The sequence below is a fragment of the Arthrobacter sp. TWP1-1 genome, assembly GCF_049897845.1.
GTDB lineage: Bacteria > Actinomycetota > Actinomycetes > Actinomycetales > Micrococcaceae > Specibacter.
The window spans coordinates 10651-36695 of sequence record NZ_JAFCXC010000013.1 but is presented as its reverse complement, the minus strand read 5'-3'; the positions used below and the strand labels follow the sequence as shown (position 1 = coordinate 36695).

Here is a 26045-nt window from a genome sequence, read left to right as displayed (position 1 = left end):
TCTTCTTATGGGAATCTTCGCAATGCTTCTGGCCAGCTGCGGTGGCGGCGCGTCGTTTGCCAAGGACATGGATGCCGCCCTTGGCAAGGTTCCCGGCGTGGTTTCCACAGAAACGCAGTACAACAACAGCGCGGGCATGAGCACTCGCATCAATGTGCGCATCACGGCGTCCACGGACGCCGATCTGCCAACGGTCTTGGACGATTCGCTGCGCACCTTCGCTGCCACTTCGGGCGACACCAAGGGCAGCATCTCCGTGGCCTACTATGTCTTCGCTGAGGGAGCGGAGGAAGAGGGGCTTCGCCCCGACGCCGTGGGCTTGACCATCACCCCTTCAGTGGACGAGATCCGCCAATATGCCAACTCCGGAGACTAGCCAACCCGGCCTAGATGCGTGTACACATTCATGGTGTTCCCACGGCTGAAGCCCACTAAGGTGACGCCGGCGGTGTTGGCCAGTTCAACGGCCAAGGACGACGGCGCGCTCACGGCCGCGAGCATCGGCACCCCTGCCATCGCGGCCTTTTGAACGAGCTCAAACGAGGCCCGTCCGGAGACCTGCAGGACAGCGCCGGATAGGGGAAGTTGCTTCTCACGGAACGCGGATCCAAGCACCTTGTCCACGGCGTTGTGCCGCCCAACATCTTCGCGCAGTATCAACAGTTCCCCATCGGGAGCGAAGAGACCGGCCGCATGAACACCACCGGTCTTTTCAAAGAGCTTTTGCTGCTCGCGCAGGGTATCGGGCAGGACCGCAAGGACGGCGGCCCCGATCAGTGGCTCATCAACGGGCGCGGCCATGTCAAAGTGTGCGGATTTCTGGACAGCATCAATGGACGCAGTGCCGCAAATGCCGCACGCGCTTGACGTGGTGACGTGCCGTTGCGCGGCTGCCAACGGCATCGCAACATCGGGTCGCAACTGCGCCTCAACCACGTTGAATGTCTGCCGGCCATTTTCATCTTCCCCTGCACAGAAACGCAGGGAAATTAGCTGCTCGGGTTCAAAAATGATGCCCTCGGACAACAGGAATCCGGCCACCAAATCAAAATCATCGCCCGGAGTGCGCATCGTGACGCTGAAAGATTCGTGCCCCAGCCGGATTTCCAGCGGCTCTTCCACGGCCAACGCTTCCTCACGCACCACCCGGCGCGCCCCGGCGATGTCAATCTTTGTAGCTTTAACCCGTTGGACCAGTCGTCCCATGCAATCCTCCAAAAGAAGCAATACGTCTAGGATCAGACTAGATGCTTCACGCTGAAGGGAACGATCATGGCTGGCAAGGCGCCCCGCGAAAACATTGATGAGAGCCAACTTTCCGTTGGACCGGTGAAGAAAGCTGCCGTGGGCATTCCCGGCATTGTGCACGCCTTGGAGGCCTCCTTCAATCAGATGGGCGTTGTCCGCTCGGCACAGGCGCTGTTGCACATCAACCAGAAGGATGGCTTTGACTGTCCCGGCTGTGCCTGGCCCGAAGCAGACAAACGCCACAAGGCCGAGTTCTGCGAGAACGGGGCCAAGGCGGTAGCCGAGGAAGCCACAAAGAGGCGCGTGCCGCCGTCGTTCTTTGCAGAGCACAGCGTCAGCGAGCTTCGCGGTTGGGACGATTACCGCTTGGGGCAACAGGGGCGGCTGACGGATCCCATGTTCCTTGCCGAGGGCAGTGATCACTACGTCCCTGTCTCCTGGGATCGCGCGCTGGGGATCCTTGCGGATGAACTGCTGGCGCTGAAGGACCCCAACGAAGCCATCTTTTATACCTCCGGGCGCACCTCCAACGAGGCGGCGTTCCTGTACCAACTTCTGGTGCGCGGGCTCGGCACGAATAATCTTCCTGACTGCTCCAATATGTGCCATGAATCGAGTGGTTCGGCCCTGACGGAGACCATTGGCATCGGCAAGGGCTCTGTCTCCCTTGACGACATTCACCATGCAGAGCTCATCCTGATCGCGGGCCAGAACCCTGGAACGAACCACCCGCGCATGCTCAGCGCACTTGAGAAGGCCAAGAAGAACGGCGCCGTGATCGTTGCCATCAATCCGCTCCCCGAGGCCGGGCTGATGCGTTTTGAAAACCCGCAGACTGTGCGCGGCATGGTGGGCGGCGGCACGGCACTGGCCGATGACTTCCTGCAGATCAAACTTGGCGGCGACCAGGCGTTGTTCCAGGGTTTGGGCAAGTTCCTGTTGGAGGAACAACGCCGCCCTGGATCCGCCCATGCCGGACGTGTGTTTGATACTGCCTTCATCGACTCCCACACGACGGGTCTTGGCGAGTATTTGGCGCAGCTTGAGGCGGTCACGTGGGAGGAAATTGTCACCGCAACTGGGCTCACCGAGGCTCAGATCCGCAGCACCGGAGAGAAGCTCGTGGCGTCCAAGGCCACCGTTGTGTGTTGGGCCATGGGCCTGACGCAGCACAAACACTCCGTTTCCACCCTCCGCGACGTTGTCAACGTGCTGCTCCTGCAGGGCAATATTGGCAAGCCCGGCGCCGGTGTGTGCCCCGTCCGCGGCCACTCCAACGTCCAGGGCGATCGCACCATGGGCATCTTTGAACGCATGCCCGCCTCCTTCCATGACGCCCTCGATCGTGAGTTTTCCTTTGCTTCCCCGCGCCCGCACGGCTTCGACACGGTCGCGGCCATTCAGGCGATGCGCGATGGCAAGGCTGGCGTCTTCCTCGGCATGGGCGGCAACTTTGTGCGCGCAACCCCGGACTCCGATGTCACCGAGGCTGCGCTGAACAATCTCTCCCTCACGGCGCAGATCTCCACGAAACTGAACAAATCGCATCTGGTCACGGGCCGCCAGGCACTCATCCTTCCCACCCTTGGCCGCACGGAGCGCGATGCCCAGGCCGGCGGCGACCAGCGTGTCACCGTGGAGGATTCCATGAGCGCCGTCCACGCCTCGCGCGGACGGCTTGCCCCGGCGTCGGAGAACCTTCTGTCAGAGGTTGCCATTGTGGCCCGCCTGGCCAAGCTGCTCTTTGAAACGGACGACGGCGGCGCCCGCCCGGGTGCGCCGGTGGCCGACTGGACCGCGTTGGCCGGCGATTACAGCCGGATTCGTTCCCACATTGCTGCGGTGATTCCAGGGTTCGAGGACTTTGAAGCGAAGATCGACAAGCCCGGCGGTTTTGTCTTGCCGAACGGCCCGCGCGATTCGCGATCATTCTCCACGGAATCCGGGCTGGCCCATTTCACGGCCAACCTCCTTGAGTATCCCAAGGTTCCGGCTGGCCGGCTGCTCCTTCAAACACTGCGTTCACACGACCAGTACAACACCACCATTTACGGCAAGGATGACCGGTACCGCGGCATTAAGAATGGCCGCCGCGTGGTGTTCGTGAACCAAGCGGACCTTGACGCCTTCGGCATTGCCGACGGGACCATGGTTGATCTGGTTTCCGAATGGAAGGACGGTGTGGACCGCCGCGCCCCTGACTTCCGCGTCGTGGCCTACTCAACGCCCGTGGGTTGCGCGGCAGCCTACTACCCCGAAACCAACGTCCTGGTGCCGCTTGATTCCACGGCTGACATCAGCGGCACCCCCACCTCGAAGTCCGTGGTGATCCGTTTGGAGCCCGTGGCGTAGATCGGGGCGTAGATCGGGGCGCTGACCGGCTGGTCAGTAGGCAGATAATGCCGCTATGAGCAATCTAAACGGCATTATCTGACCACTCAAGCGTCTAGCTCCACGGCAAGGGCATGGCTATGAGTGATTCCCCCATTTTGGTGCCATGCGGCGGGACCACCATCACGCCGTCGGCCGCTGCCAGACCGCGCATCATGGCGGAATCTGTGTACGCGCAAGGGGATGCCAACCCGTAGACCAGCCTGTACGGCATGATGCGGGTGGGACCTTGAAATTCCTTGATGGGACTACCACAGGCCACCTCCGTAGTGGCGGGGCGGGGACGGCTGCCCAATCTGGCGAGCAACGGGGCACCAACTGTTATGAGCCCCATGATCGCCGCGAGCGGATTGCCGGGCAGGCCCAGAATGAAGCGGCCGTCGGGGAGTTCCGCCAGCAAGGTGGGGTGGCCCGGGCGCATGGCGATGTGTGAAATGTGGAGTGTGCCGCCCATGGTGGTGATGGCCTCGCGCAGGAAGTCGGCGCTTGAGTTGCCGGTGGCACCCGTGGTGATGATGACGTCCGCGGGATCGTCGCCGTCATCGGCAAGGGCATCAAGCATAGAGGCGAGGTTGTCGGCGGCGCGTTGCAGCCCCACCACCGCTCCCCCAAGCATGGCCACGACGGAACCGAGTTGCGGCGAAAACGCGTCACGGACAAATCCGGGCTCGGGAATGCCGGATGCCACAACTTCATCGCCGGTCAAGACCAACTTCACGGCGGGCTTGCCCAGAACGGCAAGCTCGTCCATGGCACCCAGCGCGGCCAGCGAAATATGGGCAGGGTTAAGGACAGTGCCTGCCTTGATCAACAATTCATCCAGCCCCGCTTCCTGGCCGGCCGGACGGATGTGCTGACCGTTTTTCGGTTCCCCCGGCCGGGCAGTTCCGCCAAGGACCAAAACCGGCAAACCGTCGTCGTCCTTGGAAATAAGGCCGGATTCGCTGCGCAGAACAGACTTGGCGCCTGGTGGAATAAGCCCGCCAGTAACGATCGGGACGGCCTGTCCTGCGGAAAGTTTCGCGCCCGGTTCCGCCAGAATCCAGGGCGGACTGCCTGCAACGGCCCATCCGTCCATGGCCGAAGACGCATAGTGAGGCATGGCGTGGCGCGCAAACACGTCCTCAGCAAGGATCCGTCCCAGTGCCGTCGCCAGCGGGACCACATGCGCCGGCAGCGGCAGGGCCGCCTCCCAGGCACGCTCTCGCGCCTCCTCCCACGTGTGAGGAAGGCTCCGGACCTCGGCGGCGTCGGGAAGCGCGGCTCCTGAATCCTCGGCCGGACTCGTGCTGGCGGCGGTCACCATGAACCGTTAGTTCCCGGCGGGGGTTTGCGCATCCGGTGCGACCGGCGGCACGGCAGCTGCTGGCTCTACGTGCGCTTCCGCGGCTGCCAATTTCCTGGCCAAGCCCAACGCCGCCGCCATGGCGGTAGCCTCGCTGGCCTGTCCCGTTCCAGCGGCAAGTCCAGCGGCAAGTCCCGCCACGAAGGTGGTCAGTGGGGCAGCCGGACGAACGATCGAATGCGCGGCCACGCCAGCAAGGTTCAACACGGCGTCAACGTCGACATCAATGTCTGCAATTTCAAAGGCCTCAAGGAGTTTCTTTGTCCAGGCCTGCAGAGCCTCGTCGTGATTTTCCAATTGCTGCCCTTCTGCGTCGGCCGGCCCCGCGCCCATGCCTTGCGCGCGGGCATCCGCCCAAGTGTCGATATCGGCCGCGAGCCCGGATGGCACGGCACATTCCTTGATGTTCACATTAGCAATCAGGGAGAAAACAGAGGCGTTCTCCAGCCGGTGCGCCGCCCGCGCCGCACCCACAGCGTTATGCAGTTCCGCGAGTGGATAGATGGCGGCCAGTGGTTGCTTGCGGCCATCTGCAACAGCCATGACACCCTCCCCCGGCGCGCAGCTTGCCAGTTTCGGCGCAAGGAGCTCCACAATGGCGCCGGCGTGCGGCATGTCGCACGCAAGGACGAGCACGTAGCCAGCGTCCCCAGCATCCTCAGTCAAGGCAGACAGGCCGGCAGCAATGCCCGCGGCCGGACCTGCAAATGGCGGGTCCTCCTGCACTGCCACTGTAGCTGCGCCGCTCTTGGCAGTAGCCAGCCACTCGGCAATACGATCAACGGGACCCACGACGACGATGGGAGCTGGGCGCCGCCCGTCACCAATGGATGTGGCAGGCTCCGCGGCAAGAAAGTCTGCTGCCGCGTCAACGGTGCGAGCCAGGAGCGTTTGCCCGTCCAGCAAAAGCCCCGCCTTGGGTACACCGCCGAGCCTGCGGGACAATCCACCCGCCAAGATTATGGCCTGCACGCGGGTCCTTCGAAAGTTTTCATGATTGCCATGCTATCTCTCGGCCGTAGCAAGGTCTCAGGTGAGAATCCTAGAATTCAAGCCTTGTCCGTGGTGTGCAGATTAAATAAATGAACCCCGTCCGAAGACGGGGTTCATTTGGCAAAAAAGTTCTTAGTGACCCATTGCAATGAAAACGGGACCCGAACCGACGTTGGCGGAGAAGACAGCAGTCATGCCGCCGCCCCATCCACCGTGTACGGCCTGGCCGTTGCCAATGTAAACAGCGATGTGAGCCATGCCCATGCCGCCATCTGCGTAGTAGATCAAGTCACCGGGCTGTGCTTCGCCGGCGGAAACCGTGCGGCCCAAGCTCAGGTAGCCAGCGGGCCAGTCGTGGAAGTTAATTCCAGCGGCAGCCAAGGAGTTGCTAGCAAGCGCGGTGCAATCCTGAGCAACGCCAATCTGCGACAAGGCAGCGCTGGCGATTGTGGCGCCAATTCCGCTTGCAACTGCAGGCTTGGCAGCGACCTCAGGGGTGCTGGTGGTTACTGTCGGAGCTGCGGCTACTGCTACAGCTGCTTCTGCTGCCGGTGCGGCAACTTCTGCTGCTGCGGCGGGAGCAACGTCGCTGCTCTGTGCCTCTACAACTGCCGGTGCCTCAACAACAGGAGCCGGGGTGGAGGTGATTGCGGGGGTGGCGAAGGAGATCTTCACCGTGGACGCTGCGGTGATCGCGGAAGCAGCTTCCGTGTTCAGGTTCAGCGTAGTTGCACCATCAGAAGCGCGCTCCACAGTGGGAGTAGCCGCGTTTGCTGCGATGCCGGATGTCAAGACCAAGCCTGATGCCGCTGCGATAACAGCTGCCTGACGACCAACCCCGCCGACATTGGAACTGACGGCTTTCGTGAGGGTGGAGATCGGACTGGTCTTAGCAACCTCGGCGCGGTGGCGCCCAAGAGCAATATTTGAAGCCAAGAAGGTTTCCTCTCCCAATGCCTGCGAGGTAAGCTGTCGGATTCGGATGGGAGTCACCCGGCCGCTCCACATTTGAACAGCGAAGGAATTTCTTCCTCTGCATGAACTAACGCTTCGCGGCTTCACCCCAAGGTCTTCGCGCATTGCGCTCAGACCGATAATTGGTTCCCCCGCCCCTGCCAGACGATTGATACGAACGGACCATGTGCAGTGGCAGAGCTAGGCAATCTACGCATGGGCGCCAACTTGATTCGAAGTTGACGCGATTACGAATCTACAACAGATTTTTCCCAATGTCACGTTCAGGTCACGGTCTTGTGACTTATCCGTAACTAAAAGTGGGCTGTGGAGGAATTAAAGCCAGCCGAGGGGGTCGACGGTCTCGTCATCGACGATGACCTCAAAGTGCAAGTGAGGGCCGGTAGAGGCGCCAGTGGAGCCACTGAAACCTACCAATTCGCCACGTTCAACCTTTTGGCCAACCTTGACGGCATTGCTGCTCATGTGGTTATAGGACGTTGAGAGCCCGTTACCGTGGTCAACAACCACACGGTTGCCACCACCGTAGGTGTGCCAGCCCGAGAAGGTCACGGTGCCACCTGCGGCCGCAAGCACGTCGGTGCCGCTGGCGATGGCAAAGTCCTGGCCGGTGTGGTGTTCGTCAACCTGGCCCGTGATGGGGCTAATGCGATCACCAAAGGGAGAGCTTGGAACCAGATTTTTCAGCGGGGCTGAAAGGGTTCCCTTGGAGGCCTGCGGGGTGACATTGGAGGCTTCAACCTTCAACGTTTCCTTGAGCTGGCCATCCGGATTAAGGGAGCTGCCGATCTGGGGGGCGGCGAAAGTAATGGGAACATCAGCCGCTGCGCTGACAATAGTCTCCACTGAGGAGACCGAGGAAGCCTGAATACTGGGCGCTTCTACGGCTTGAGTGGAAGGCAGGGTTACCGCCAGCACCAAGCCGGCGGCGGCCATGGCCACGCCAACTTTTTGCCCGGCGCCGCTAGCGACACCTGCACGTAGCATCTGAGCTACGGAAAGACTGGGGGTTGAGCTTGCGCGCTCTGCTGCGAGAGCTTCGCGACGGCTACCTGCATGAACTGACAGCTCATGTGTTGCCGGCAATGACGCCCTACGGCGTCCCCGCTGATTGATCTCTGACACTAATTGCCTCTCTATAGATCACCTGCGAAGTTAGCTGTCGGATTCGGATCAGAGAGTCAAGCTTTCGATCCGGCCCCATTCTCTTGGCACGCGTCAATCGGTGGCGCTTTCCCATGGAAAGCGTCACTTCAACGTGATGCATAGAGATTGGGCTTCACCCCAAGGTTGGCCATTTGGCCAACCAAAAGTGGTTCCCCCGTCCTTGCCTGTTTATTTTCAGTCCATTGTGCGAAGGCAAGGTTCGGTGTCACACAAAGGTAACGCTTTGGTTACGGCGTTAGATATTTACTATACGGTACAAGCGGTAAACGTGATAATTCCGTTACCTGTCTTGTCAATAGCCGCCTATCACTGCGAGTCGGCAGTGATTAGCTCATGGAAACGAACACATGGGAGGCAACTTCCGGAGGCAACTCCAGCGCTCCTTCGATGCCTGGCACGCGCACAGAGATGTACTCTCCCACTTGTTCTAGCGAGATTCGCGCCCCCGGACGCAGTCCACCTTCATCCAGCTGCAAGAGCAGTTCGGGCTCAACCTGGATACGTTCAGACAGGCGATGGATGACAACTTCCTGACCCGGAGCGTAGCTGCTCATGGCGTCGACAAGTGTGACCAATCCCGCAGCAAAGAGCGGGGAAACTTGCCCTCCGAGCTCCTCGAGCCCAGGGATCGGGTTGCCATACGGGGACTCTTCTGGATGGCCAAGGAGGTCAAAGAGGCGCTGCTCCACGCGCTCACTCATGACGTGTTCCCAGCGGCAGGCTTCCTCGTGTACATAGGCCCAATCCAGGCCGATGACGTCGGAGAGCAGGCGCTCTGCCAGTCGGTGCTTTCGCATGACCCGGGTAGCCTTATCGCGGCCAGCCGGGGTTAGCTCCAGGTGGCGGTCGCCTGAGACGATGACCAGACCGTCACGTTCCATCCGTCCGATGGTTTGAGAAACAGTGGGCCCTGAATGGTGGAGACGCTCGGCGATGCGGGCGCGCAGGGCAACAATGTTCTCTTCTTCCAACTCCAGGATGGTCCGCAAATACATCTCGGTCGTGTCGATCAAGTCAGCCACGTGAGCATCCTCCTGTTTTTGGGCAAGTTTTTGGTGCAAAGACTTTAGTCTCTACGTTAGCCTGATTGCCGCGATCCCGGGAAACCACACCATCCATTGGAAACCGTCACCGGCCAGGAATATTTCTTGCCGTACGGACACTTTTCCCCTATCGGCGGAATGTACGGCAGAATTGGCAACAGCCCTTGGCAACCAATGAAACTTCCATCGCTTAATTTTTGGAGTAACCCGTGAGCGAATCCACGCCCCTCACCATTCCCGCCAACCTGCGTCCTGTTGATGGCCGCTTTGGTGCCGGCCCGTCCAAGGTCCGCCCCGAACAGGTTGCTGCGCTCTCCGAAGCTGGCTCAAAGTTGCTCGGCACCTCCCACCGCCAGGCGCCGGTGAAGAACCTCGTAGGCGATGTCCGCAGCGGCCTGAAGCAGTTCTTTGGGGCTCCGGATGACTACGAGGTCATCCTGGGTGTTGGTGGCTCCACCGCGTTCTGGGATGTTGCGGCTTTTGGCCTCGTAGAGAAGAAGGCACAGCACCTCTCCTTTGGTGAGTTCGGCTCGAAGTTTGCCTCGGCCACGAACAACGCCCCGTTCCTGGATGCCTCCTCCATCATCACCTCAGCCCCCGGCACCCGCCCGGTGGCCGTCGCTGAAGCCGGCGTCGACACTTACGCCTGGCCGCAGAACGAGACGTCCACGGGCGTTGCAGCCCCCGTCAAGCGCGTTGCCGGTGCCGACGACGGTGCGCTGGTCCTGATCGATGCCACCTCTGCTGCCGGCGGCTTGGCCGTGGATGTGAGCGAGAGCGATGTCTACTACTTCGCGCCGCAGAAGAACTTTGCGTCCGACGGCGGCCTGTGGCTTGGCCTTTTCTCCCCCGCCGCGCTGGAGCGCGCCAAGCGCATTGGTGCTTCCAACCGCTGGGTGCCCGACTTCCTGAACCTGAACACCGCCATTGACAACTCCCTGCTTAACCAGACGTACAACACGCCTGCACTGTCCACGCTGGTGACCCTGAATAACCAGGTGCAGTGGCTCAACGACAACGGCGGCCTTGAATTTGCCTCGGCACGCACCGCCGATTCCGCAGGCCGCCTGTACACCTGGGCCGAAGAATCCGCCGTCGCCACCCCGTACGTGGTCAACGCTGAGGACCGCTCGAACGTCATCTGCACCATCGACTTTGATGAGTCGGTGGATGCGGCAGCCGTGGCCAAGGTGCTGCGCGCCAACGGTATCGTCGACACCGAGCCTTACCGCAAGCTGGGCCGTAACCAGCTGCGCATAGCAACGTTCGTTGCCATCGATCCCGAAGATGTCACCGCGCTGACCAAGTGCATCGACTACGTGATTGAGAACATCTAAGACGTACCTTTAAAACAGCAAGGGCCGCTTCCCCACCGGGGAAGCGGCCCTTGCTGTTTAGCCGGTCAACTCAGGTGGTTAACCTGTGAAAGTTGGCTGGTTGGACTCCGTCGATTCGACGCCCTGCGGCTGCTCCATGTCGGCTGTGGCTTCGTCGTCGTCGGCTTCGTCGTCCGCAGCAGCAGCGTCGGAAGAAGCGTCGTCGTCGGACTCGTTCTGAGTCAGCTCCTCCGGGTGCGGCTCCCCATGGGCCCCATAGCTGGCGGCTTCATCGGCTGCCTGCTGGTCTTCGGGACGGACGCGCTCCGACCACGGCACCCAAGCCGGGGCCAGCACGGAATCCTCGGTAGGCAGCATGCCCACTTCGTTGACAGTTGCCTCTTTCCCGCGCGAAATGCGTGAAAGCGTGGCAAACCACACCCAGCCACGGTACCCGGGCTTCTCGGACTCAAAGAGGTGAGTCACACAGCGAACGCCCTCGCTGCGGGCTCCCACGTGCTTGCCAATGTCTTCAGTTGCAGCAATGCTCAGCACGGCCTTGCGGGCAGCCGATACCTCGCCAGCAAGGAAGGAATCGGGCTTACCCACACGCCAAAGCGGAATGCCGGGGCGCTGCGATTCGGACTCAACAGCATCTGCTGCGTCGGTCAGGGCGGAGTCGGTCGAGACGGAGTCGGCAAGGACGGAGCCGGTTGATTCACCAGAAAGTTCGGTCATGATGGGCCCCGTTACGCGTCGAAGTTGTCGGCAACCTTGCGCAGTGCTGCAGCAATCTTGCTCGCGTCACCGTCAGGATACTTGCCGTTATTAAGGGACCCAATGGAGTGCTCCAGAAGGGAAACGAGATCCTGCACAATCGGAGCCAGATCCCTGGCCGGCATGCGCTTGGCCTTGGCCACGGATGCGCTGCGGTCAAGAATCTTCGCGGCCATGGCCTGGGCGCCCTTGCGGCCATCGGCCACGCCGAATTCCATGCGCATGCCGGGCTTGATGTCGCTGGCGTCGGCGGGCAGGGCATTGGCGCGCAGAAATACTTCGCGTCCGTCATCTGCTGCGATGATGCCGAAGCCTTTTTCGTTGTCGTACCACTTCACTTTGCCGATTGGCACTTGCTTTACCCCTTTAAAAGTCGTTGGCGTGATTCACGATCCTGCCTTGTGCGGCTGCTCTTCGCCGTACTCGCGGCCGGGAATCTTGCGGCCGGTACGTGCAATGGCTGATCGTATAGCTCTACTAGTGTCTAGGTTACCGCGTTGGCCACAGTACCGCGGCTTTGTGCTGAAACTGTCCGCTGTTAGCGTTATGGCATGAGCCCCCTTTATTCCGCCCCGCAAACCGTCGGCCGCGGTTGGCAGATCTTCAATTACACAGCCATGGTCATGGCCCTGGTGGCGCTGGTGGCGCTGATTATTGTCCTCATAAGTAAGTGGGCAGGCGGCGCACCTTGGCCCGGGTTCAACTGGATCTCCATGATTGCCCTGCCGCTGGCATTCCTCATGATGGGTGCCAGCGTCCTGCACTCGGTGACTGCCCGACGCCGTCTTTAGACGTTCGCGTCCATGAGCACCCTCGCCGAGCTTGCCCAGGATCTGACCCAGCGTTCCGATGCTCAGCTGGCGCGTCTCCTCGCGCTGCGCTCGGATGCCATGACACCCCCTGTCGCCAATTTCGCCGACCTGGCCAGCCGCCTCACCTCCGCACACAGCATCAATCTGGCCCTCGATCGTCTGAATCTCCCGGAACTCCAGACTCTTCGCCAATCTCCCGCAGCTGAAGGCGAGGCTTGGCTTCCGTTGCTCCACGAGCTTGCCCTCGTGATCGTCTCCCCTCTTCCAGCGGACGACGCCGGATCTCACCATTTCCTGCCCCTCCCCGCCGTGAGACTCGCCTTGGGCGCCGGCTTAGTGCCGGAAGCTGTGGCGGCGGGGGACCCTAAGTCTGCGGCGAAAGCTGTGCCGGTGGTGGCGTCGCGGACGGCCGATCCCGGACCGCCCTTCCTATCCGGACCGTTCCAGGCCCAGCCTCCAATGCCGCACATGGTCGTGATAAGCCGGGGTCTGCGCGATAACGCCGCTTCGAGTGCCATCGAATCCCTGCTCCGGCATGTGAGCGTGCTGCTGGAGCACATCCACCTCACTCCCCTTGATTCATTGCGGGGCGGAACTGTAGGAGTCCGAACCGTCAGGAAACTCGCAAAGGACCTGGAGATCGAAGAAGCACTGTTGTGCTTCTATTTGGAGCTCGCGGCCGCAGCCAATCTCCTTCATTTCCATGACGAAGAACAGCAATGGTGGGCCACCGATGACTCCTGGCACCGCTTGGACAGATCGGAACAGTGGCTGCACCTGAGCGGTGCATGGCTGGGCAGCACACGTATCGTGGGCAACAAGCCGCTGGGAATCAACCCGAATACGCTGGCATGGCCAATCCGCCGCTTTGCTCTTTCAGCCGTCCTAGAGTTGGTCGGCGCGGAATCGGCGGCCCCAGCGGTCACGTCCGTCGTTGGGCTTCTTTGCTGGCGGCACCCACGCCACGGCGCAGCCCTAGCCGAACACGTTCCAGACATCTTGCGAGAAATGGAGCTCATGGGCATCACGGGTGCTGGCGCTCCCAGCGCGCCCGGACAGGCTCTCGGCATTGGCAGCGGAACGGGCAGTGACGCCAAAGTAACAGCAGCCCTGGCCGGCCTTCTGCCCGAACCCATCGAGCATTTTGTCATTCAAGGGGACCTGACAGCGATTGCTCCCGGCTTCCTCTCCCCTGCTGTCGCCGCCCGGCTGAAATGCATGGCGGCACCAGAGGGCCAGGGCGCGGCAGCAATCGTCCGCTTCAGCCAAACCACTCTTGAGGCCGCCATGACCGGCGGGATGGCAGCCGATTCCATCCGCGACTTTCTGCACAAGCATTCCAGCACAACTGTGCCACAATCGCTCGACTACCTGATCACGGCGGCTGCCCGGCGCGTGAAAGCACAAGGAGCACCCCAGGGCCCATTGATTCACGCCCAACTGCGGAAGCCACCGAAGCCGAGACAACCGCAGCAGGCGGGATCCGGCGTCGTCCATTCCTTGGCCAAGAGTCCCGCCGAAACCGATATCGCAGCCCAGATTCTGCGACTACGCAGCCAGCCCACATGGGGAACGCCGGACAGTGGTGAATCGGGCCCGGCACTGGTCATGGAAGAATTGCGGCAGGCCATCCGAGCCGGCACCTCTGTGTGGCTGCGTTGGGTGAATGCGCAGGGCGAGGTTGAGCGGGCGATGCTGCGGCCCGTCTCGCTCGCGGAGGGCACGCTCAGGGCGCGGGTTCCGGGCGGGACCCGCGAGCGGCGGTTCAGTATTCATCGCATCATGGCTGTGGAAGCGGCGGACGCTGCGGATCCGATCGGGAAAGGTCCGGATATGAAAGGGGCACAGCATGGCTGACGGTCCCTTGATCGTGCAGGGCGACAAGACGGTATTGCTGGAGGTGGCGCATCCGGATTCGACCGAGGCACGCCATGCCATCGCAGCCTTTGCCGAGCTGGAACGGGCACCGGAGCACATGCACAGCTACCGAATTACGCCGCTGGGACTGTGGAACGCGCGGGCCGCCGGGCTCGATGCCGAACACGTGGTTGACACTTTGCTCAGGTTTTCGCGCTACGCCGTGCCGCACTCGCTGCTGTTGGACATTGTCGAGATCATGGCACGCTATGGCCGGCTGCGGCTGGAAAAGGATCCACAGCACGGCCTCGTGTTGCGCAGCGATGACGAGCTGATCCTGACCGAGGTGTCGCACGCGAAGAAGGTGGCTGCGCTGCTGGGCGCCCGGATCGATCCTCTGACCGCCGTTGTGCACGGCTCGGCCCGCGGTGAGCTCAAGCAGTTGCTGCTCAAGGCCGGCTGGCCAGCCGAAGATCTGGCCGGTTATGTTGACGGAACGGCACATCTGATCGCCCTGACCGAGGGGGCTGCGCTTACCGAGGGTGCCGCACCGTGGACGCTGCGTGATTACCAGCGCACGGCCGTGGAGAATTTTTGGGCGGGCGGCTCCGGCGTGGTGGTTTTGCCTTGCGGGGCCGGTAAGACAATTGTGGGTGCCGCCGCCATGGCCGCCTCCGGAACCACAACCCTGATCCTTGTCACCAACACGCTTTCGGCCCGTCAGTGGAAGGCCGAATTGCTCAAGCGGACCACGCTGACCGAGGCCGAGATTGGTGAATATTCCGGTGCTGTAAAAGAGATCCGGCCCGTCACGATTGCCACCTATCAGGTCCTCACAACGCGCCGTAACGGCATCTATCCGCACCTGGAACTGCTCAACGACAACGATTGGGGGCTGCTTATCTATGACGAGGTCCATCTGCTGCCCGCCCCCATTTTCCGCATGACAGCAGATCTCCAGGCCCGCCGGCGTCTGGGCCTGACGGCAACGCTGGTGCGCGAGGACGGCCGCGAGGGTGAGGTGTTCGCACTGATCGGCCCCAAACGGTACGACGCCCCGTGGAAGGAAATCGAGGCGCAGGGCTACATCGCCCCTGCGGATTGCGTGGAGGTTCGTGTGGATCTTTCCCGGGCAGAGCGGCTCGCGTATGCCACCGCGGACGACGGCGTGAGGTACCGCTTGTGTGCCACGTCCCCGGCTAAGGCCGTGGTTGCGCAGGCACTTGTGGCGACCCATCCCGGTGAGCAGATTTTGGTCATTGGGCAATATATAGACCAGCTCGATGAGCTTGCCGCGCGGCTCAACGCACCCCTTATTAAGGGGAGCACCCCGGTCAAGGAACGTGAACGGCTCTTTGAAGAGTTCCGCCGCGGCCGCATCTCCGTGCTGGTGGTCTCCAAGGTGGCAAACTTCTCCATAGACCTGCCCGAGGCATCCGTCGCCATTCAGGTCTCCGGAGCCTTTGGTTCACGGCAGGAGGAGGCTCAACGTCTGGGACGGCTCATGCGCCCCAAGGCAGACGGCAGAACTGCCCGCTTTTACACGCTCGTTGCCCGCGACACCGTCGATGCCGACTTCGCCGCCAAGCGTCAGCGTTTTCTGGCCGAGCAAGGCTACGCGTACAGAATCATCGACGCCGCCGACGCCCACTAAACGCGGCACCACTTTCGGGCCGTTTTATCTAAACGCGGCACCACTTTCGGGCCGTTTTCACTAAACCCCGCATCCCAAAAAACCTCGTGCCCCACCAGCTCTTCCGGAGTAGGATCAAAAATGAGGTTTCGCCGCCGGGCGCGGGTGCCCTCAACTGAATGCGGGTCCATATATATGGAGGCGTCATGAGCACCGAAGAGTCAGTTGCAGCCCACTACAGCCGCGGCAACGTTGAACAACTATTGCTGGGCATTATCACCGCGGCAGGGGGAAATCCCGAGAGCTTTGCGCCCGTCGAGCTTCACGGCGCAGACCAGCTGCACATCGGAGGGGCCCTGGCCACAACACGCGTGGCCACACGGGCCGGCATCAATGCCGGCAGCCACGTCATTGATCTAGGTTCAGGAACCGGGGGCGTGGCCCGTCATCTCGCCCATGACTTTGGTGCCACCGTCCACGGCGTTGACCTGACCCCGCAATTCGTTGCCGCAGCGCGCTCCCTCACCGACCGCACAGGCTTGTCCGGCCTAGCGACATTCAGCCAAGGCAGTATTTTGGCGCTGCCCTTCGAAGACGCATCCTTCGATGTGGCATTGATGGTGCACGTGGGCATGAACATTCAGAACAAGGACAAGGTCTTTGCTGAGGCCGCTCGGGTCTTGCGGCCCGGCGGCATCATGGCCGTGTACGACGTCATGCTCATGGGCGGCGACGTTGAGCAGTATCCGCTCCCGTGGGCCGCAACATCGGACACCTCGTTCCTCCAGCCACCGCTTGCCTATAGCGATGCGTTGGAACAGGCCGGGTTTGAGGTGGACCAAGAAGTGAAACCGCTGGCCGAAGGCATTGAATTCCTGGAAACAGCCATGGCCTCCAGTGGTCCCGTGGGCGTTGACATGGCAGCATTGGGCAACTTAATGACAGCTTTCCGATCCGGCATCTTGGCACCGGTGGAGATTTACGCGCACCTGCCCTAGTGCCACTGTCCGAAATCTGAGGGATGGTCCGCTCCGCGGTTCGGCCGGAGCGGACGCTGCTCAGTTCGATCACATTATGGCTGCCGGTGCCCTCCGTCGACCCAGGCCGCATGAAGGGCCTCGAGTTCCGCCAATGCTGCGGGCTCCGCATCCTTCAGGTTGGTGGTCTCGGCGGGATCAGCGGCCAGATTACACAGGAAATAACCGGAGCCCGGTTCGGCGTGCTCAACATCCCTGATGGCTTGTGCTACTGGAGAACCGGGTTCAACCCACTTCAGCTTCCAATCGCCCCGACGCACCGACCATTGCCATCCGCAGTCCCAATGCAATGTCTGGTGCCCGGTGCCTGATTTGGCGTCCCCGGCAGCAGCCAGCAGGTCGATTCCATCGCTGTGCGCATACAGCTCCGGATCGGACCCCGCCGCGGCCAGCGCCGTGGGCAGAATATCCATGGAGCTGGTGAGCGCGGTACTGGTGACGCCGGCCTGGACACGTTGCGGCCACCGGAGAATGAAGGGGACTCGGACGCCACCTTCCCAGAGCGTGTATTTGGTTCCGCGCAGCGGAAGGTTCACGCCGTAATTGCAGGTTGAACCGCCATTGTCGGTCAGGTAGAAAACAAGAGTGTCCTCCGCCAGGCCCAGCTCGTCGAGCTGATCCAGGATGAGACCGATCTGTGCGTCCATCAGTTCCAGCTGGGCCAGGTAGTACGCGCGCCCGTTCTCCAGATGGGGGCTAATGGCACCGTCGTACCAATCGATGTACTCACTAGCACCCGGGTTCCAGTCGTCATAGGCGGGAAGTCCGCGCTTCTCCAGTTCCTGCGCAGGCAGCTGCCAGCAGAAGTTGTGGACCGCGTTGAACGCCACGGTCGCCATGAATGGCTTGTCGGCATGCTCCGCCACAAACTGCCGGCTCCGCTCGCCAATGGCGTCCGTGAGGAATCCCTCCAGTTCCTGGGGCTCCTCACCGTTCCACAAGGGCTGGACGGCCATGGGATAGGCAGCCTCACCATATGATTCCACAGCGGTGTCCGAGTGGTGGAGGTAGTTCAGCCTGCCCATGGACTCCCCCGCAAGGCCGTAAAACGATTCATCGTAGCCGTGACGAGGTGGCGTTCCACGATCTCCGTGGTTTTCCGTGCCGTAGTGAACCTTGCCGAAGTAGCCTGTGGTGTAGCCCTCGCCGCGCAGCAGTTCGGCCATGGTGGGTACGCCGTCCGGGCTGATCTCCGAATCCGTGAACCAGTGGGCACCCCATCTCTGCTGGTAGCTACCCGAGGCCAGCCCGGCCCGGGACGGCGAACAGATAGGCGCGGTGACATACGCATCGCTATAGGAGGTGCCCTGCTGCGCCAAACGGTCGAGGGCTGGCGTGGATACATCGGCCTGGACTCCCAGAATGGAGCGGTCGGCGTAGCCGTGATCGTCGGAAATGATGACTACGATGTTGGGCTGACGCGACTTTGTTTCACTTGGCATTGATGGATTCTCCTGAGCAATGGGCTTGGCTTGTGGGCTCGTTTGTCGTCCAAACGGCGCCCCCAAACAGCCCCACCAAGGAGCTGAAGCAATCCTTGCATGAACTGCCCCGGCTGACGGCTTTTGATGACTACAGCCGTGTCAAGGCAGGAGCACGGCTTTCAGCGCAGCCAGTGCGTCGGCAACCGGCGGCAATTCGGGATGCCAGGCTCGCTCCCATTCCAGGGAAACCCAAGGATCCGCAATTCCTTGCCTAGCCGCAATGCCAGCGGCCAGCAACTGCATTTCCGCCAAGGGAAGTGCGCCCTCCCCCGGCAGGGTCAGCGTCACGGTACTGCCTTCAGCATTCCGGAAACCGTCCTTGTATTGGGCATAGGCCAACGAATCGGCCAGCAGCTCGGCCGTGCAGCCCGGCGCCTCATCGTGTCGCCAAGGATGCATGAGATCCCAAATGACCTTGACCGGCGCATCGGCATCAACATGAGCCAAAATCCGCGCAACGTCCGATCCCCGAGGATGCGAATCATGCGTCTCCAACAACATGGTCACCCCGCGCTCCGATGCCAGCCGGGCCGCGGCGTTGAGTCGGCGCGCACCCAGCAAGTCGGCGGCCATCATCTCCGCAGACGGCTCCTGACCCGGAACGCATGGCACCAAGTCTGCACCCGGGAAAACGCGCACCTGGGCACCTGCCCATCCAAGAGTGCCGTTCCCTGCGGAAAGATCCGCTGCAAGTTCGACGGCGGCCAGCAGCTCCGCGAGCATCGGATCGTTGGTGCCGGACCCAAGCGAAGCGACGGCGACGTTGGAGCCAGACTTGGCGGAAGCACCGGCGTCGTCCGCCGGAAGAGTGGCAGGCAGCGGCGCGCAAACCTTCACGTAGCTGGCCAGGGACAGCACTGTCAGCCCGGCCGCGGCGAGCTCCGCGGAAACCTCAGCTCGCGCGGCGGCGGTCATGCCGGGAAAGACGAACTCGCCGTCGGCCGCGCGCAACTCAAGTCCGGTGGCGCCGGAAGCATGGGCCGTGGCAATGACCTGGGCCAGGGAATCCCCGGGGCATCCAAGAGTGGAGAACGCCAATGGCATGGCAAACCTTTCAGCGGCGAACGGTGACGATAGTTCAACACTAGCTCGGCAACCGCTTTCCAGCAACGGTGCGCTACGAACGCCTAGCCCTACTAGTCGCTGGGAACTCTCTGGGCGTAAGCTGACAGTACTTACCCACGGAATGTCCAGCATATTCCCAGCCAATGGTCGGAGACTGAAATGGTGAAAAAGACCGGACCTGAAGCCAAGTTGCTCGTTGTTGACGACGAGCCCAATATCCGCGAACTACTTTCGACCTCCCTGCGTTTTGCAGGTTTTGAGGTCATTGCGGCAGCAAATGGGCGCGAAGCCCTGGCCGCCGCCGAGGAGCACAACCCCGACCTTGCTGTCCTGGATGTCATGCTCCCGGACATGGATGGATTTACTGTCACCCGCCGGCTGCGCGCCGCGGGACGGCACTTCCCCGTCCTATTTCTGACCGCTCGCGACGACACCGAAGACAAGGTCACCGGCCTGACAGTTGGCGGCGACGACTACGTCACGAAGCCGTTCAGCCTTGACGAGGTGGTGGCCCGCATCCGCGCCGTTCTGCGCCGCACCCAGCCCATGGAAGATGACGACGCCGTCCTGCGCGTTGCCGATCTGGAGCTCGACGACGACGCCCACGAGGTGCGCCGCGCCGGCAAGACGGTGGAACTTTCGCCGACCGAATTCAAGCTGTTGCGTTACCTGATGCTGAACCCCAACCGGGTGCTGTCCAAGGCCCAGATCCTGGATCATGTGTGGGAATACGATTTCAACGGCGACGCCTCGATCGTTGAGTCCTATATCTCGTACCTGCGCCGCAAGGTGGACATTGATGCCTCGCTGCCTGCCCTGATTCAGACCAAGCGCGGCGTGGGTTACGTGCTTCGAACGGCTGATAAGCGCTAATTACCTTGATTACGTTGTGGAAGAACGCCTCCCTGCGCTCCCAGCTGGTGGCCATCATCAGCGCCCTACTGAGCGTGTCCCTTCTGGCGCTGGGGGCCACAACGTTCCTTTTGCTGCACTCCGTTCTGGAAGACCAGATGGACACGCAGCTGAGAACCTTCCAGACTTCCATCATCAAAAAAGGCACAGTGGATTCCCAATCCACAGGCCAGGCACCGTTTACGTTTGACTACTACGTAGGCTTCCACTTCGCGGATGGCACGCTAGCCGACCAGAACCGTTCGGGCAGTGACAAGCCCACGTACCCTGTCTACTCCTTGGCAGAAGCCAGGAAGTTGAATGGAACAACGTTTACCGTACCCAGCAGCGACGGGGGCGCCGCCTGGCGCATCACGATTCTTGCTCCACAAAGTTTCGACTTCAATCCGGCTGGCGGCCCCCTGAGCGCGCAAACTTATGAAGGATTCGTGGTGGTTGGGATCCCCTACGAGGGCCTCAACCTCACCATGGAACGGCTTGCCGTAGTGATTGCCGGGGTGGCAATTTTGACCATCACGCTGGGCACCATGATTGCGTACTGGACCGTCACTCGTTCCTTCAAGCCCCTGAGCCGGGTCGAGAAGACCGCTGCAGCCATCGCCGCCGGTGATTTATCGCGACGCGTTGACGTTGAAAATCCCGCCACGGAAGTCGGCCGGCTTTCAGTCTCACTGAACTCGATGCTTGCCCACATTGAGCATGCTTTCGCTGTCCGGACGGCTTCGGAGACGAAGATGCGCCGCTTTGTTGCTGATGCCTCGCATGAACTCCGGACTCCCCTCGTGACGATTCGTGGATTCTCCGAGCTTTACCGCCATGGTGCCCTGCAAACCACTGAGGACGTTGGCACGGCCATGGGCCGCATCGAAAGTGAGGCCAAGCGCATGGGTGAGCTCGTTGAGGACCTGCTGATGCTGGCCCGCATCGACGAGCAGCGCCCCTTGCAGCTCAAGCCGGTGGATCTGCTGATCATTGGCCATGACGCAGCCTTGGACGCTGCAGCGTCGGCGCGGGATCGCACCTTTGCTGTTGTAGGGCTCGACGGCGGCCCCGGCACGTCCGCGCCGGGCCTTGGCGACGATGCAAAATTGCGCCAAGTCGTGACAAACCTGATGGGTAACGCCCTGCGCTACACGCCCGAGGGATCACCCATTGAGATCATGGTGGGTACTCGCGCGGAGGGTGCAGCTACGTACTCCGTCATCAAGGTCCGCGATCATGGTCCGGGTATCTCCGAGGAAGAGGCGCCCCGCGTCTTTGAGCGCTTTTACCGCGCGGATTCTTCCCGCGACCGGAACACCGGCGGAAGCGGCCTTGGGTTGGCCATCGTTTCGGCCATCGTGGCCTCACATGAGGGGACGGTCCGCCTCGAACACACCCCGGGTGGTGGTGCCACCATGGCCATCGAGCTGCCGTACCAGCCGGCTGCTGGCGATGACCGCGACGACGCAGATTCCGACGGCTTCGACGATTCCGCAGTGGACTAATTCCTCCACAGGCGCTCCTAAAGCGCGGCTCATCCACGGATGTTGATGTGCCGCTTCCCGAGTCCGCGCATGAATTCTAGGCTGGTCCTTGTCAGGGCAATTCGCCCTGTTTCATTTCACAGACAAGGCACTTCCCATGGCACAGTTCAATGTCAATAGCGACGATCTGGCGCTCAAAAGCACCGCCGTCAGGGGTTCCGTGGACCGCATCCGGTTGGAGGTCGATTCCATGAAGCGCAACCTCTTGGACCTGCAGTCCACGTGGACCGGCACGGCTGCCACCAATTTTCAGGCGCTGCTGCAGGAATGGCATGCAACCGAACTCAAGGTTGAGGCATCCCTGGAGAGCATCAATGGCGCCTTGTCCATGGCGGCAACGCAGTACGCGCAGGCCGAAGACGCCAACACCCGGATGTTCACGATTAGGTGAGCATCCGGGCGTTGACTTGGCTTGGTTAGCTGGCGGAAGGACTGCCGGTCGGAAGCAGTGCCCAGCCCGGGGCTGCCTCTAGGCTTCTTTGGTTCCTTGGTGGTGTCGCAGGCGCCACTGGCCGTTATGACGCTGCCATAAAGAACTGCGCAGTGCGCTGCCATCCGGGGAGACGCTGCGGTACGTCAGGAGCGCTGTCTCGGCGTCCAACTGAGACAGGGAGAGAACCTCTAGATCGATGCTGGCCGGTTCCTCGTCGGTGAACATCTCTAGGATCTCTTGCCGGGACCTGCGCTGGCCAGATACACCTATTTCCTCAAAATTTGGGTGCAACAATTCCCCTGCCCGTAAAGGATCAGCACGAACCGCGGGATCCAGAAGTTCCCTCTCCAGCTCCACCACGGTCTCCAAGGAATCGGGCCGGTGGTCTGCGAAAGCCGGATCGACTTCGTCTTCCAACATGGAAAACAGGTCTGGTTGTTCAAGTTCGTCCAACAGCAACGCTGTCTGGACGGGAGCGGCCGCCGCGGCCATCGCGGGCGTGCCGGAGGTTTCGGAGTGGTTCTTGGCGGCGTCCGGCGCCTGCTCAGCGTCCACCTTGGCGCCAGGGAAACCTGGGCCGGCATTTGGGGATCGCTTGGCTTGGTAGGCCGTGGCGGCACCCCGTGCGCGATCGTCGGCTGCCTCATTCAGGTCATGTCCTGCATGGCCCTTGACCCATTCGAAAGTGTATTTCCGGCCAGCAATGGCGGCGTCGATGTCTTTGAGGAGGTCAACGTTTAGAACGGGCTTGCCGTCTGACTTGCGCCAGCCTTTGCGCTTCCATCCGGGCATCCACTTGGTGACGCTGTTAATAACGTACTGGCTGTCGCACAGGATGTGCAGCGGCTCTTCCGGCAAGTGGGCCGTTGACCTGAAAAGGTCAAGGACGGCCATGAGCTCGCCCATGTTGTTGGTGCCATGGGGCCAACCCCCTGCACGCCAGCAGTTGTCATCCACGTACCAGGCCCAACCAGCGGGACCGGGATTTCCTAAAGCCGAACCATCGGCAGCAGCAACAATTGTCATAAGTCCATACTTTCAGACTCCACCGACATCTCATTGCAAGAGCCACGGCTTTGGCCGCTCAAGCAGGGAAATGAAAAACACCCCTGCCCGTAGCGGGGATGGCGTAAGTCCGCTCCCAACACTCGCAAGCTCGTGTTGGGACCCTCGCGTCCTTACTTAGGACGCATGGTTTGCGAAATCTTACTGCCCGCGGGGCAGGGGTGTTTTTGACTAACCGATCAGGGGTTGGGGGGTTAGAAACCGCCCATGCCACCCATGTCGTCGCCGCCGCCGCCAGCCGGGGCAGCCTTTTCGGGCTTGTCGGCTACAACAGCCTCGGTGGTGAGGAACAGACCAGCAATGGAAGCCGCGTTCTGCAGTGCAGAGCGGGTTACCTTTACCGGGTCGTTGATGCCGGCAGCCAGCAGGTCCTCGTAAACGCCAGTTGCAGCGTTCAAGCCGTGACCGGTCGGCAAGGAACGAACCTTGTCAACAACAACGCCGGGCTCCATGCCTGCGTTGAAGGCAATCTGCTTCAAGGGAGCATCGATAGCAACCTTGACGATGTTCGCGCCGGTTGCTTCGTCGCCGGTCAGGTTCAAGCCTTCGAAAGCCTTGACGCCAGCCTGGATGAGGGCAACGCCACCACCGGGGACGATACCTTCTTCAACAGCAGCCTTGGCGTTGCGCACTGCATCTTCAATGCGGTGCTTGCGTTCCTTGAGCTCAACTTCGGTAGCGGCACCGGCCTTGATGACTGCAACGCCGCCGGCCAGCTTGGCCAGACGTTCCTGCAGCTTCTCACGGTCGTAGTCGGAATCGGAGTTTTCGATTTCGGCACGGATCTGTGCAACGCGGCCAGCGATGGCTTCAGCGTCGCCAGCACCGTCAACGATGGTGGTCTCGTCCTTGGTGACAACAACCTTGCGGGCCTTGCCCAGCAGCTCAAGGGTGGTGTTTTCCAACTTGAGGCCGATTTCTTCAGCGATGACCTGGCCACCGGTGAGGATGGCGATGTCGGCCATCTGGGCCTTGCGGCGGTCACCGAAGCCCGGAGCCTTGACGGCAACAGACTTGAACAGTCCACGGATCTTGTTCACGATCAGAGTTGCAAGGGCTTCGCCTTCAACGTCTTCGGCGATGATCAACAGCGGCTTGTTGGAAGCCATGACCTTCTCCAGAACAGCAACCAGGTCCTTGACGCTGGAGATCTTGGAGTTGACGAGCAGGATGTACGGGTCTTCAAGAACCGTTTCCTGACGCTCAGTGTCGGTCACGAAGTAAGCGGAGATGTAACCCTTGTCGAAGCGCATGCCTTCGGTGAGCTCAAGTTCCAGGCCGAAGGTGTTGGACTCCTCGACGGTGATAACACCTTCCTTGCCAACCTTGTCCAGGGCTTCGGCGATAAGTGCGCCGATCTCGGGATCACCGGCAGAGATGGATGCAGTTGCGGCGATCTCTTCCTTGGTCTCGATTTCTTTGGCGTCTTCAAGCAACTGGGCGATGACGGCTGCAACAGCCTTCTCGATGCCGCGCTTGAGTGACAGCGGGTCGGCGCCGGCAGCTACGTTGCGCAGGCCTTCCTTGACGAGGGCCTGGGCCAACACGGTTGCCGTGGTGGTGCCGTCGCCGGCGATGTCGTCAGTCTTCTTGGCGACTTCCTTGACCAGCTCAGCGCCGATCTTCTCGTAAGGATCGTCAAGCTCGATTTCCTTGGCGATGGAAACACCATCGTTGGTGATTGTGGGGGCGCCCCACTTCTTCTCGAGAACAACGTTGCGACCGCGCGGGCCCAAGGTAACCTTGACGGCGTCGGCGAGGATGTTCAACCCACGCTCAAGGCCGCGGCGTGCCTCTTCATCAAATGCAATGAGCTTGGCCATGGAGGCTTCAGTCCTTTCGGGACAGTCATTTTACGATTCAAAGTCCTCATGTGGGTGCCCGCGACGGACGGATCCAATGGCCGATGATCTCTTTACATCGGCATCAACCCTCACCCAATGAGGAAAGTTCACTACTCAGACGGCGGGTGATTTGCTAAGTAATTAGCAGTCACCACCTCAGAGTGCTAAGTCAATAATTAGCACTCGGCACAGCAGAGTGCAAGCGGAGATCTGCGTATGTGCTCCGGGCGAACGTCTCCTCCAAGCCCTTGTTACTACAAAGGAACATCAGAACTGCATCGAATTGGTCATATTTACCCCACATTTGCCTCAGAAAACGCCGCGTACTTTCGGCGACGCGTACAAACGGCTAGCGTTGTGCTTGTACATATTCCGATTTGCGCATAAGCATTGGACCCCCTGCCTCCCGGCAGCGGCTTGTGACTCAGCACCAGGAGACAGCATGACTGAAAACATCAATCCCGAAAAGACGCCGCCGACCCCGCCCGACGTCCCGGCCGGCTACGACCAGCCCGCTGATGCTTCCTCGAGCCACCAGGCGCCCCCGAGTTACGAGGCCCCCGCGTCTTTCGAACCACCGGCAGCCCCGAGCTACCAGCAGCCTGCAGAACAGCAGGCGCCCGCGTACCCCGCGTACCCCCAGACGGGTGCACAGCCCACCTACCAGCAGGGTTACCCACAGCAGAACATGCAGCAGGGCTACCAGCAGCAAAATGCGCAGCAGGGTTACCAGCAGCCCAGCTATGGCATGGCCGGAGCTGGAGAGCAGAAGTCAAAGGTTGTTGCAGGCATCCTCGGCATCCTGCTCGGTTCCTTGGGCATCCACAACTTCTACCTTGGCAAGACCAAAATCGCGCTGATCCAGCTTTTGGTCTCCGTCATCAGCTTGGGCACGCTTGCTCCCTTCATGGGAATCTGGGGCCTGATCGAGGGCATCTTGATTCTGGTCGGCTACGAAGGCTACCGCACCGATAGCAGGGGAATCCCGCTGAAGGACTAGCCCTCTAGCGCCACGCACCACAAAAGCCAAGTACGACGTCGGGGGGGGGCCAATTGGCCAAAAGGTACCCCCCGACCGGCGACTTGGGGGGGGAACACGTGGAAGGGGTTATTTTTATCCCC

General features: G+C 61.2%; 23 protein-coding genes and 2 riboswitches. Of the genes, 11 read left to right on the top strand and 12 right to left on the bottom strand.

Features of this window, described 5'->3' with window-relative positions:
• The first annotated feature begins 7 nt into the window (after nt 1-7).
• The gene (locus ACP7B9_RS17000) at nt 8-376 is read left to right on the top strand and encodes a hypothetical protein (RefSeq protein WP_425865154.1); all 369 of its coding nucleotides are present in this window, start codon (nt 8-10) and stop codon (nt 374-376) included.
• Here ACP7B9_RS17000 and fdhD read toward each other — a convergent pair.
• A complete protein-coding gene (gene fdhD / locus ACP7B9_RS16995; protein ID WP_425865153.1) occupies nt 373-1206 on the bottom strand; it encodes a formate dehydrogenase accessory sulfurtransferase FdhD in 834 nt (277 codons plus the stop codon). The two genes, ACP7B9_RS17000 and fdhD, sit on opposite strands and share 4 nt — an antisense overlap.
• Nucleotides 1207-1272: 66 nt before the next feature.
• On the opposite strand from fdhD, the gene ACP7B9_RS16990 reads away from it, so the two are divergent.
• Nucleotides 1273-3600: an FdhF/YdeP family oxidoreductase gene (locus ACP7B9_RS16990; protein WP_425865152.1), complete on the top strand. Its 2328-nt coding sequence runs from the start codon at nt 1273-1275 to the stop codon at nt 3598-3600.
• Nucleotides 3601-3694: 94 nt separating this feature from the next.
• Here the strand turns inward: ACP7B9_RS16990 and ACP7B9_RS16985 are convergent, their stop codons facing one another.
• The 5 genes from ACP7B9_RS16985 to ACP7B9_RS16965 form a co-directional block, all read right to left on the bottom strand.
• Entirely contained in the window at nt 3695-4945 is a 1251-nt protein-coding gene (locus ACP7B9_RS16985; RefSeq protein WP_425865151.1) for a molybdopterin molybdotransferase MoeA, read from the bottom strand.
• A gap of 6 nt (nt 4946-4951) precedes the next feature.
• Complete coding sequence (locus tag ACP7B9_RS16980; RefSeq protein WP_425865150.1) at nt 4952-5956, bottom strand: NTP transferase domain-containing protein; 1005 nt, start codon at nt 5954-5956, stop codon at nt 4952-4954.
• Nucleotides 5957-6109: 153 nt separating this feature from the next.
• Nucleotides 6110-6913, bottom strand: a complete 804-nt coding sequence (locus ACP7B9_RS16975) for an NlpC/P60 family protein (RefSeq protein ID WP_425865149.1) — start codon at nt 6911-6913, stop codon at nt 6110-6112.
• Between the two features lie 4 nt (nt 6914-6917).
• A riboswitch (cyclic di-AMP (ydaO/yuaA leader) is annotated at nt 6918-7116 on the bottom strand.
• A gap of 151 nt (nt 7117-7267) precedes the next feature.
• A complete protein-coding gene (locus ACP7B9_RS16970; RefSeq protein WP_425865148.1) occupies nt 7268-7939 on the bottom strand; it encodes a M23 family metallopeptidase in 672 nt (223 codons plus the stop codon).
• 142 nt (nt 7940-8081) lie between these two features.
• Nucleotides 8082-8309, bottom strand: a riboswitch (cyclic di-AMP (ydaO/yuaA leader).
• Between the two features lie 136 nt (nt 8310-8445).
• A complete protein-coding gene (locus ACP7B9_RS16965; RefSeq protein WP_425865147.1) occupies nt 8446-9141 on the bottom strand; it encodes a metal-dependent transcriptional regulator in 696 nt (231 codons plus the stop codon).
• 230 nt (nt 9142-9371) lie between these two features.
• Between ACP7B9_RS16965 and serC the strand changes: the two genes are divergently transcribed.
• Nucleotides 9372-10499 (top strand): phosphoserine transaminase, encoded by a 1128-nt coding sequence (gene serC / locus ACP7B9_RS16960; RefSeq protein WP_425865146.1) that lies wholly within the window; start codon nt 9372-9374, stop codon nt 10497-10499.
• A 78-nt stretch (nt 10500-10577) separates the two neighbouring features.
• Here the strand turns inward: serC and ACP7B9_RS16955 are convergent, their stop codons facing one another.
• Together ACP7B9_RS16955 and ACP7B9_RS16950 are read right to left on the bottom strand one after the other, a co-directional pair.
• On the bottom strand, nt 10578-11216 hold the full coding sequence (locus tag ACP7B9_RS16955) for a DUF3027 domain-containing protein (protein ID WP_425865145.1): 639 nt from the start codon (nt 11214-11216) through the stop codon (nt 10578-10580).
• A gap of 11 nt (nt 11217-11227) precedes the next feature.
• A complete protein-coding gene (locus ACP7B9_RS16950; RefSeq protein ID WP_425865144.1) occupies nt 11228-11608 on the bottom strand; it encodes a cold-shock protein in 381 nt (126 codons plus the stop codon).
• A 198-nt stretch (nt 11609-11806) separates the two neighbouring features.
• On the opposite strand from ACP7B9_RS16950, the gene ACP7B9_RS16945 reads away from it, so the two are divergent.
• The 4 genes from ACP7B9_RS16945 (at nt 11807) to ACP7B9_RS16930 (ending at nt 16555) form a co-directional block, all read left to right on the top strand.
• Nucleotides 11807-12046, top strand: coding sequence for a hypothetical protein (locus ACP7B9_RS16945; RefSeq protein WP_425865143.1), 240 nt, complete (start codon nt 11807-11809; stop codon nt 12044-12046).
• Between the two features lie 12 nt (nt 12047-12058).
• Nucleotides 12059-13924, top strand: coding sequence for a helicase-associated domain-containing protein (locus tag ACP7B9_RS16940; RefSeq protein ID WP_425865142.1), 1866 nt, complete (start codon nt 12059-12061; stop codon nt 13922-13924).
• The gene (locus ACP7B9_RS16935) at nt 13917-15578 is read left to right on the top strand and encodes a DNA repair helicase XPB (protein WP_425865141.1); all 1662 of its coding nucleotides are present in this window, start codon (nt 13917-13919) and stop codon (nt 15576-15578) included. Before ACP7B9_RS16940 ends, ACP7B9_RS16935 begins: the two co-directional genes overlap by 8 nt.
• A 185-nt stretch (nt 15579-15763) precedes the next feature.
• The gene (locus ACP7B9_RS16930) at nt 15764-16555 is read left to right on the top strand and encodes a class I SAM-dependent methyltransferase (RefSeq protein ID WP_425865140.1); all 792 of its coding nucleotides are present in this window, start codon (nt 15764-15766) and stop codon (nt 16553-16555) included.
• Between the two features lie 74 nt (nt 16556-16629).
• On the opposite strand, the gene ACP7B9_RS16925 is transcribed toward ACP7B9_RS16930, so the two are convergent.
• On the bottom strand, nt 16630-18036 hold the full coding sequence (locus ACP7B9_RS16925) for a sulfatase family protein (RefSeq protein WP_425865139.1): 1407 nt from the start codon (nt 18034-18036) through the stop codon (nt 16630-16632).
• Nucleotides 18037-18177: 141 nt separating this feature from the next.
• Entirely contained in the window at nt 18178-19122 is a 945-nt protein-coding gene (locus ACP7B9_RS16920) for a sugar phosphate isomerase/epimerase family protein (protein WP_425865138.1), read from the bottom strand.
• A 183-nt stretch (nt 19123-19305) separates the two neighbouring features.
• Between ACP7B9_RS16920 and ACP7B9_RS16915 the strand changes: the two genes are divergently transcribed.
• The 3 genes from ACP7B9_RS16915 to ACP7B9_RS16905 all read left to right on the top strand — a co-directional run bounded on the left by ACP7B9_RS16915 (nt 19306) and on the right by ACP7B9_RS16905 (nt 21972).
• Nucleotides 19306-20016 (top strand): response regulator transcription factor, encoded by a 711-nt coding sequence (locus ACP7B9_RS16915; protein WP_110484446.1) that lies wholly within the window; start codon nt 19306-19308, stop codon nt 20014-20016.
• Nucleotides 20017-20030: 14 nt separating this feature from the next.
• A complete protein-coding gene (locus tag ACP7B9_RS16910) occupies nt 20031-21542 on the top strand; it encodes a sensor histidine kinase (protein ID WP_425865137.1) in 1512 nt (503 codons plus the stop codon).
• A 136-nt stretch (nt 21543-21678) separates the two neighbouring features.
• Complete coding sequence (locus tag ACP7B9_RS16905; RefSeq protein ID WP_425865136.1) at nt 21679-21972, top strand: WXG100 family type VII secretion target; 294 nt, start codon at nt 21679-21681, stop codon at nt 21970-21972.
• A 78-nt stretch (nt 21973-22050) separates the two neighbouring features.
• Here ACP7B9_RS16905 and ACP7B9_RS16900 read toward each other — a convergent pair whose 3' ends face one another.
• A complete protein-coding gene (locus tag ACP7B9_RS16900) occupies nt 22051-23040 on the bottom strand; it encodes an RNase H family protein (protein WP_425865135.1) in 990 nt (329 codons plus the stop codon).
• A 233-nt stretch (nt 23041-23273) separates the two neighbouring features.
• Nucleotides 23274-24902, bottom strand: a complete 1629-nt coding sequence (gene groL / locus ACP7B9_RS16895; protein ID WP_425865134.1) for a chaperonin GroEL — start codon at nt 24900-24902, stop codon at nt 23274-23276.
• A gap of 463 nt (nt 24903-25365) precedes the next feature.
• Between groL and ACP7B9_RS16890 the strand changes: the two genes are divergently transcribed.
• Nucleotides 25366-25923: an NINE protein gene (locus ACP7B9_RS16890; RefSeq protein WP_425865133.1), complete on the top strand. Its 558-nt coding sequence runs from the start codon at nt 25366-25368 to the stop codon at nt 25921-25923.
• Nucleotides 25924-26045 lie beyond the last annotated feature (122 nt).

Bases quoted from the DNA above. Each gene is read 5' to 3' on its own strand.
- ACP7B9_RS16890 (WP_425865133.1), top strand. From the start codon at position 25,366: ATGACTGAAAACATCAATCCCGAAAAGACGCCGCCGACCCCGCCCGAC.
- ACP7B9_RS16970 (WP_425865148.1), bottom strand. From the start codon at position 7,939: ATGCTACGTGCAGGTGTCGCTAGCGGCGCCGGGCAAAAAGTTGGCGTG.
- ACP7B9_RS16955 (WP_425865145.1), bottom strand. From the start codon at position 11,216: ATGACCGAACTTTCTGGTGAATCAACCGGCTCCGTCCTTGCCGACTCC.
- ACP7B9_RS16900 (WP_425865135.1), bottom strand. From the start codon at position 23,040: ATGACAATTGTTGCTGCTGCCGATGGTTCGGCTTTAGGAAATCCCGGT.
- fdhD (WP_425865153.1), bottom strand. From the start codon at position 1,206: ATGGGACGACTGGTCCAACGGGTTAAAGCTACAAAGATTGACATCGCC.
- ACP7B9_RS16935 (WP_425865141.1), top strand. From the start codon at position 13,917: ATGGCTGACGGTCCCTTGATCGTGCAGGGCGACAAGACGGTATTGCTG.
- ACP7B9_RS16905 (WP_425865136.1), top strand. From the start codon at position 21,679: ATGGCACAGTTCAATGTCAATAGCGACGATCTGGCGCTCAAAAGCACC.
- ACP7B9_RS16990 (WP_425865152.1), top strand. From the start codon at position 1,273: ATGGCTGGCAAGGCGCCCCGCGAAAACATTGATGAGAGCCAACTTTCC.
- groL (WP_425865134.1), bottom strand. From the start codon at position 24,902: ATGGCCAAGCTCATTGCATTTGATGAAGAGGCACGCCGCGGCCTTGAG.
- ACP7B9_RS16920 (WP_425865138.1), bottom strand. From the start codon at position 19,122: ATGCCATTGGCGTTCTCCACTCTTGGATGCCCCGGGGATTCCCTGGCC.
- ACP7B9_RS16945 (WP_425865143.1), top strand. From the start codon at position 11,807: ATGAGCCCCCTTTATTCCGCCCCGCAAACCGTCGGCCGCGGTTGGCAG.
- ACP7B9_RS17000 (WP_425865154.1), top strand. From the start codon at position 8: ATGGGAATCTTCGCAATGCTTCTGGCCAGCTGCGGTGGCGGCGCGTCG.
- ACP7B9_RS16930 (WP_425865140.1), top strand. From the start codon at position 15,764: ATGAGCACCGAAGAGTCAGTTGCAGCCCACTACAGCCGCGGCAACGTT.
- ACP7B9_RS16985 (WP_425865151.1), bottom strand. From the start codon at position 4,945: ATGGTGACCGCCGCCAGCACGAGTCCGGCCGAGGATTCAGGAGCCGCG.
- ACP7B9_RS16940 (WP_425865142.1), top strand. From the start codon at position 12,059: ATGAGCACCCTCGCCGAGCTTGCCCAGGATCTGACCCAGCGTTCCGAT.
- ACP7B9_RS16925 (WP_425865139.1), bottom strand. From the start codon at position 18,036: ATGCCAAGTGAAACAAAGTCGCGTCAGCCCAACATCGTAGTCATCATT.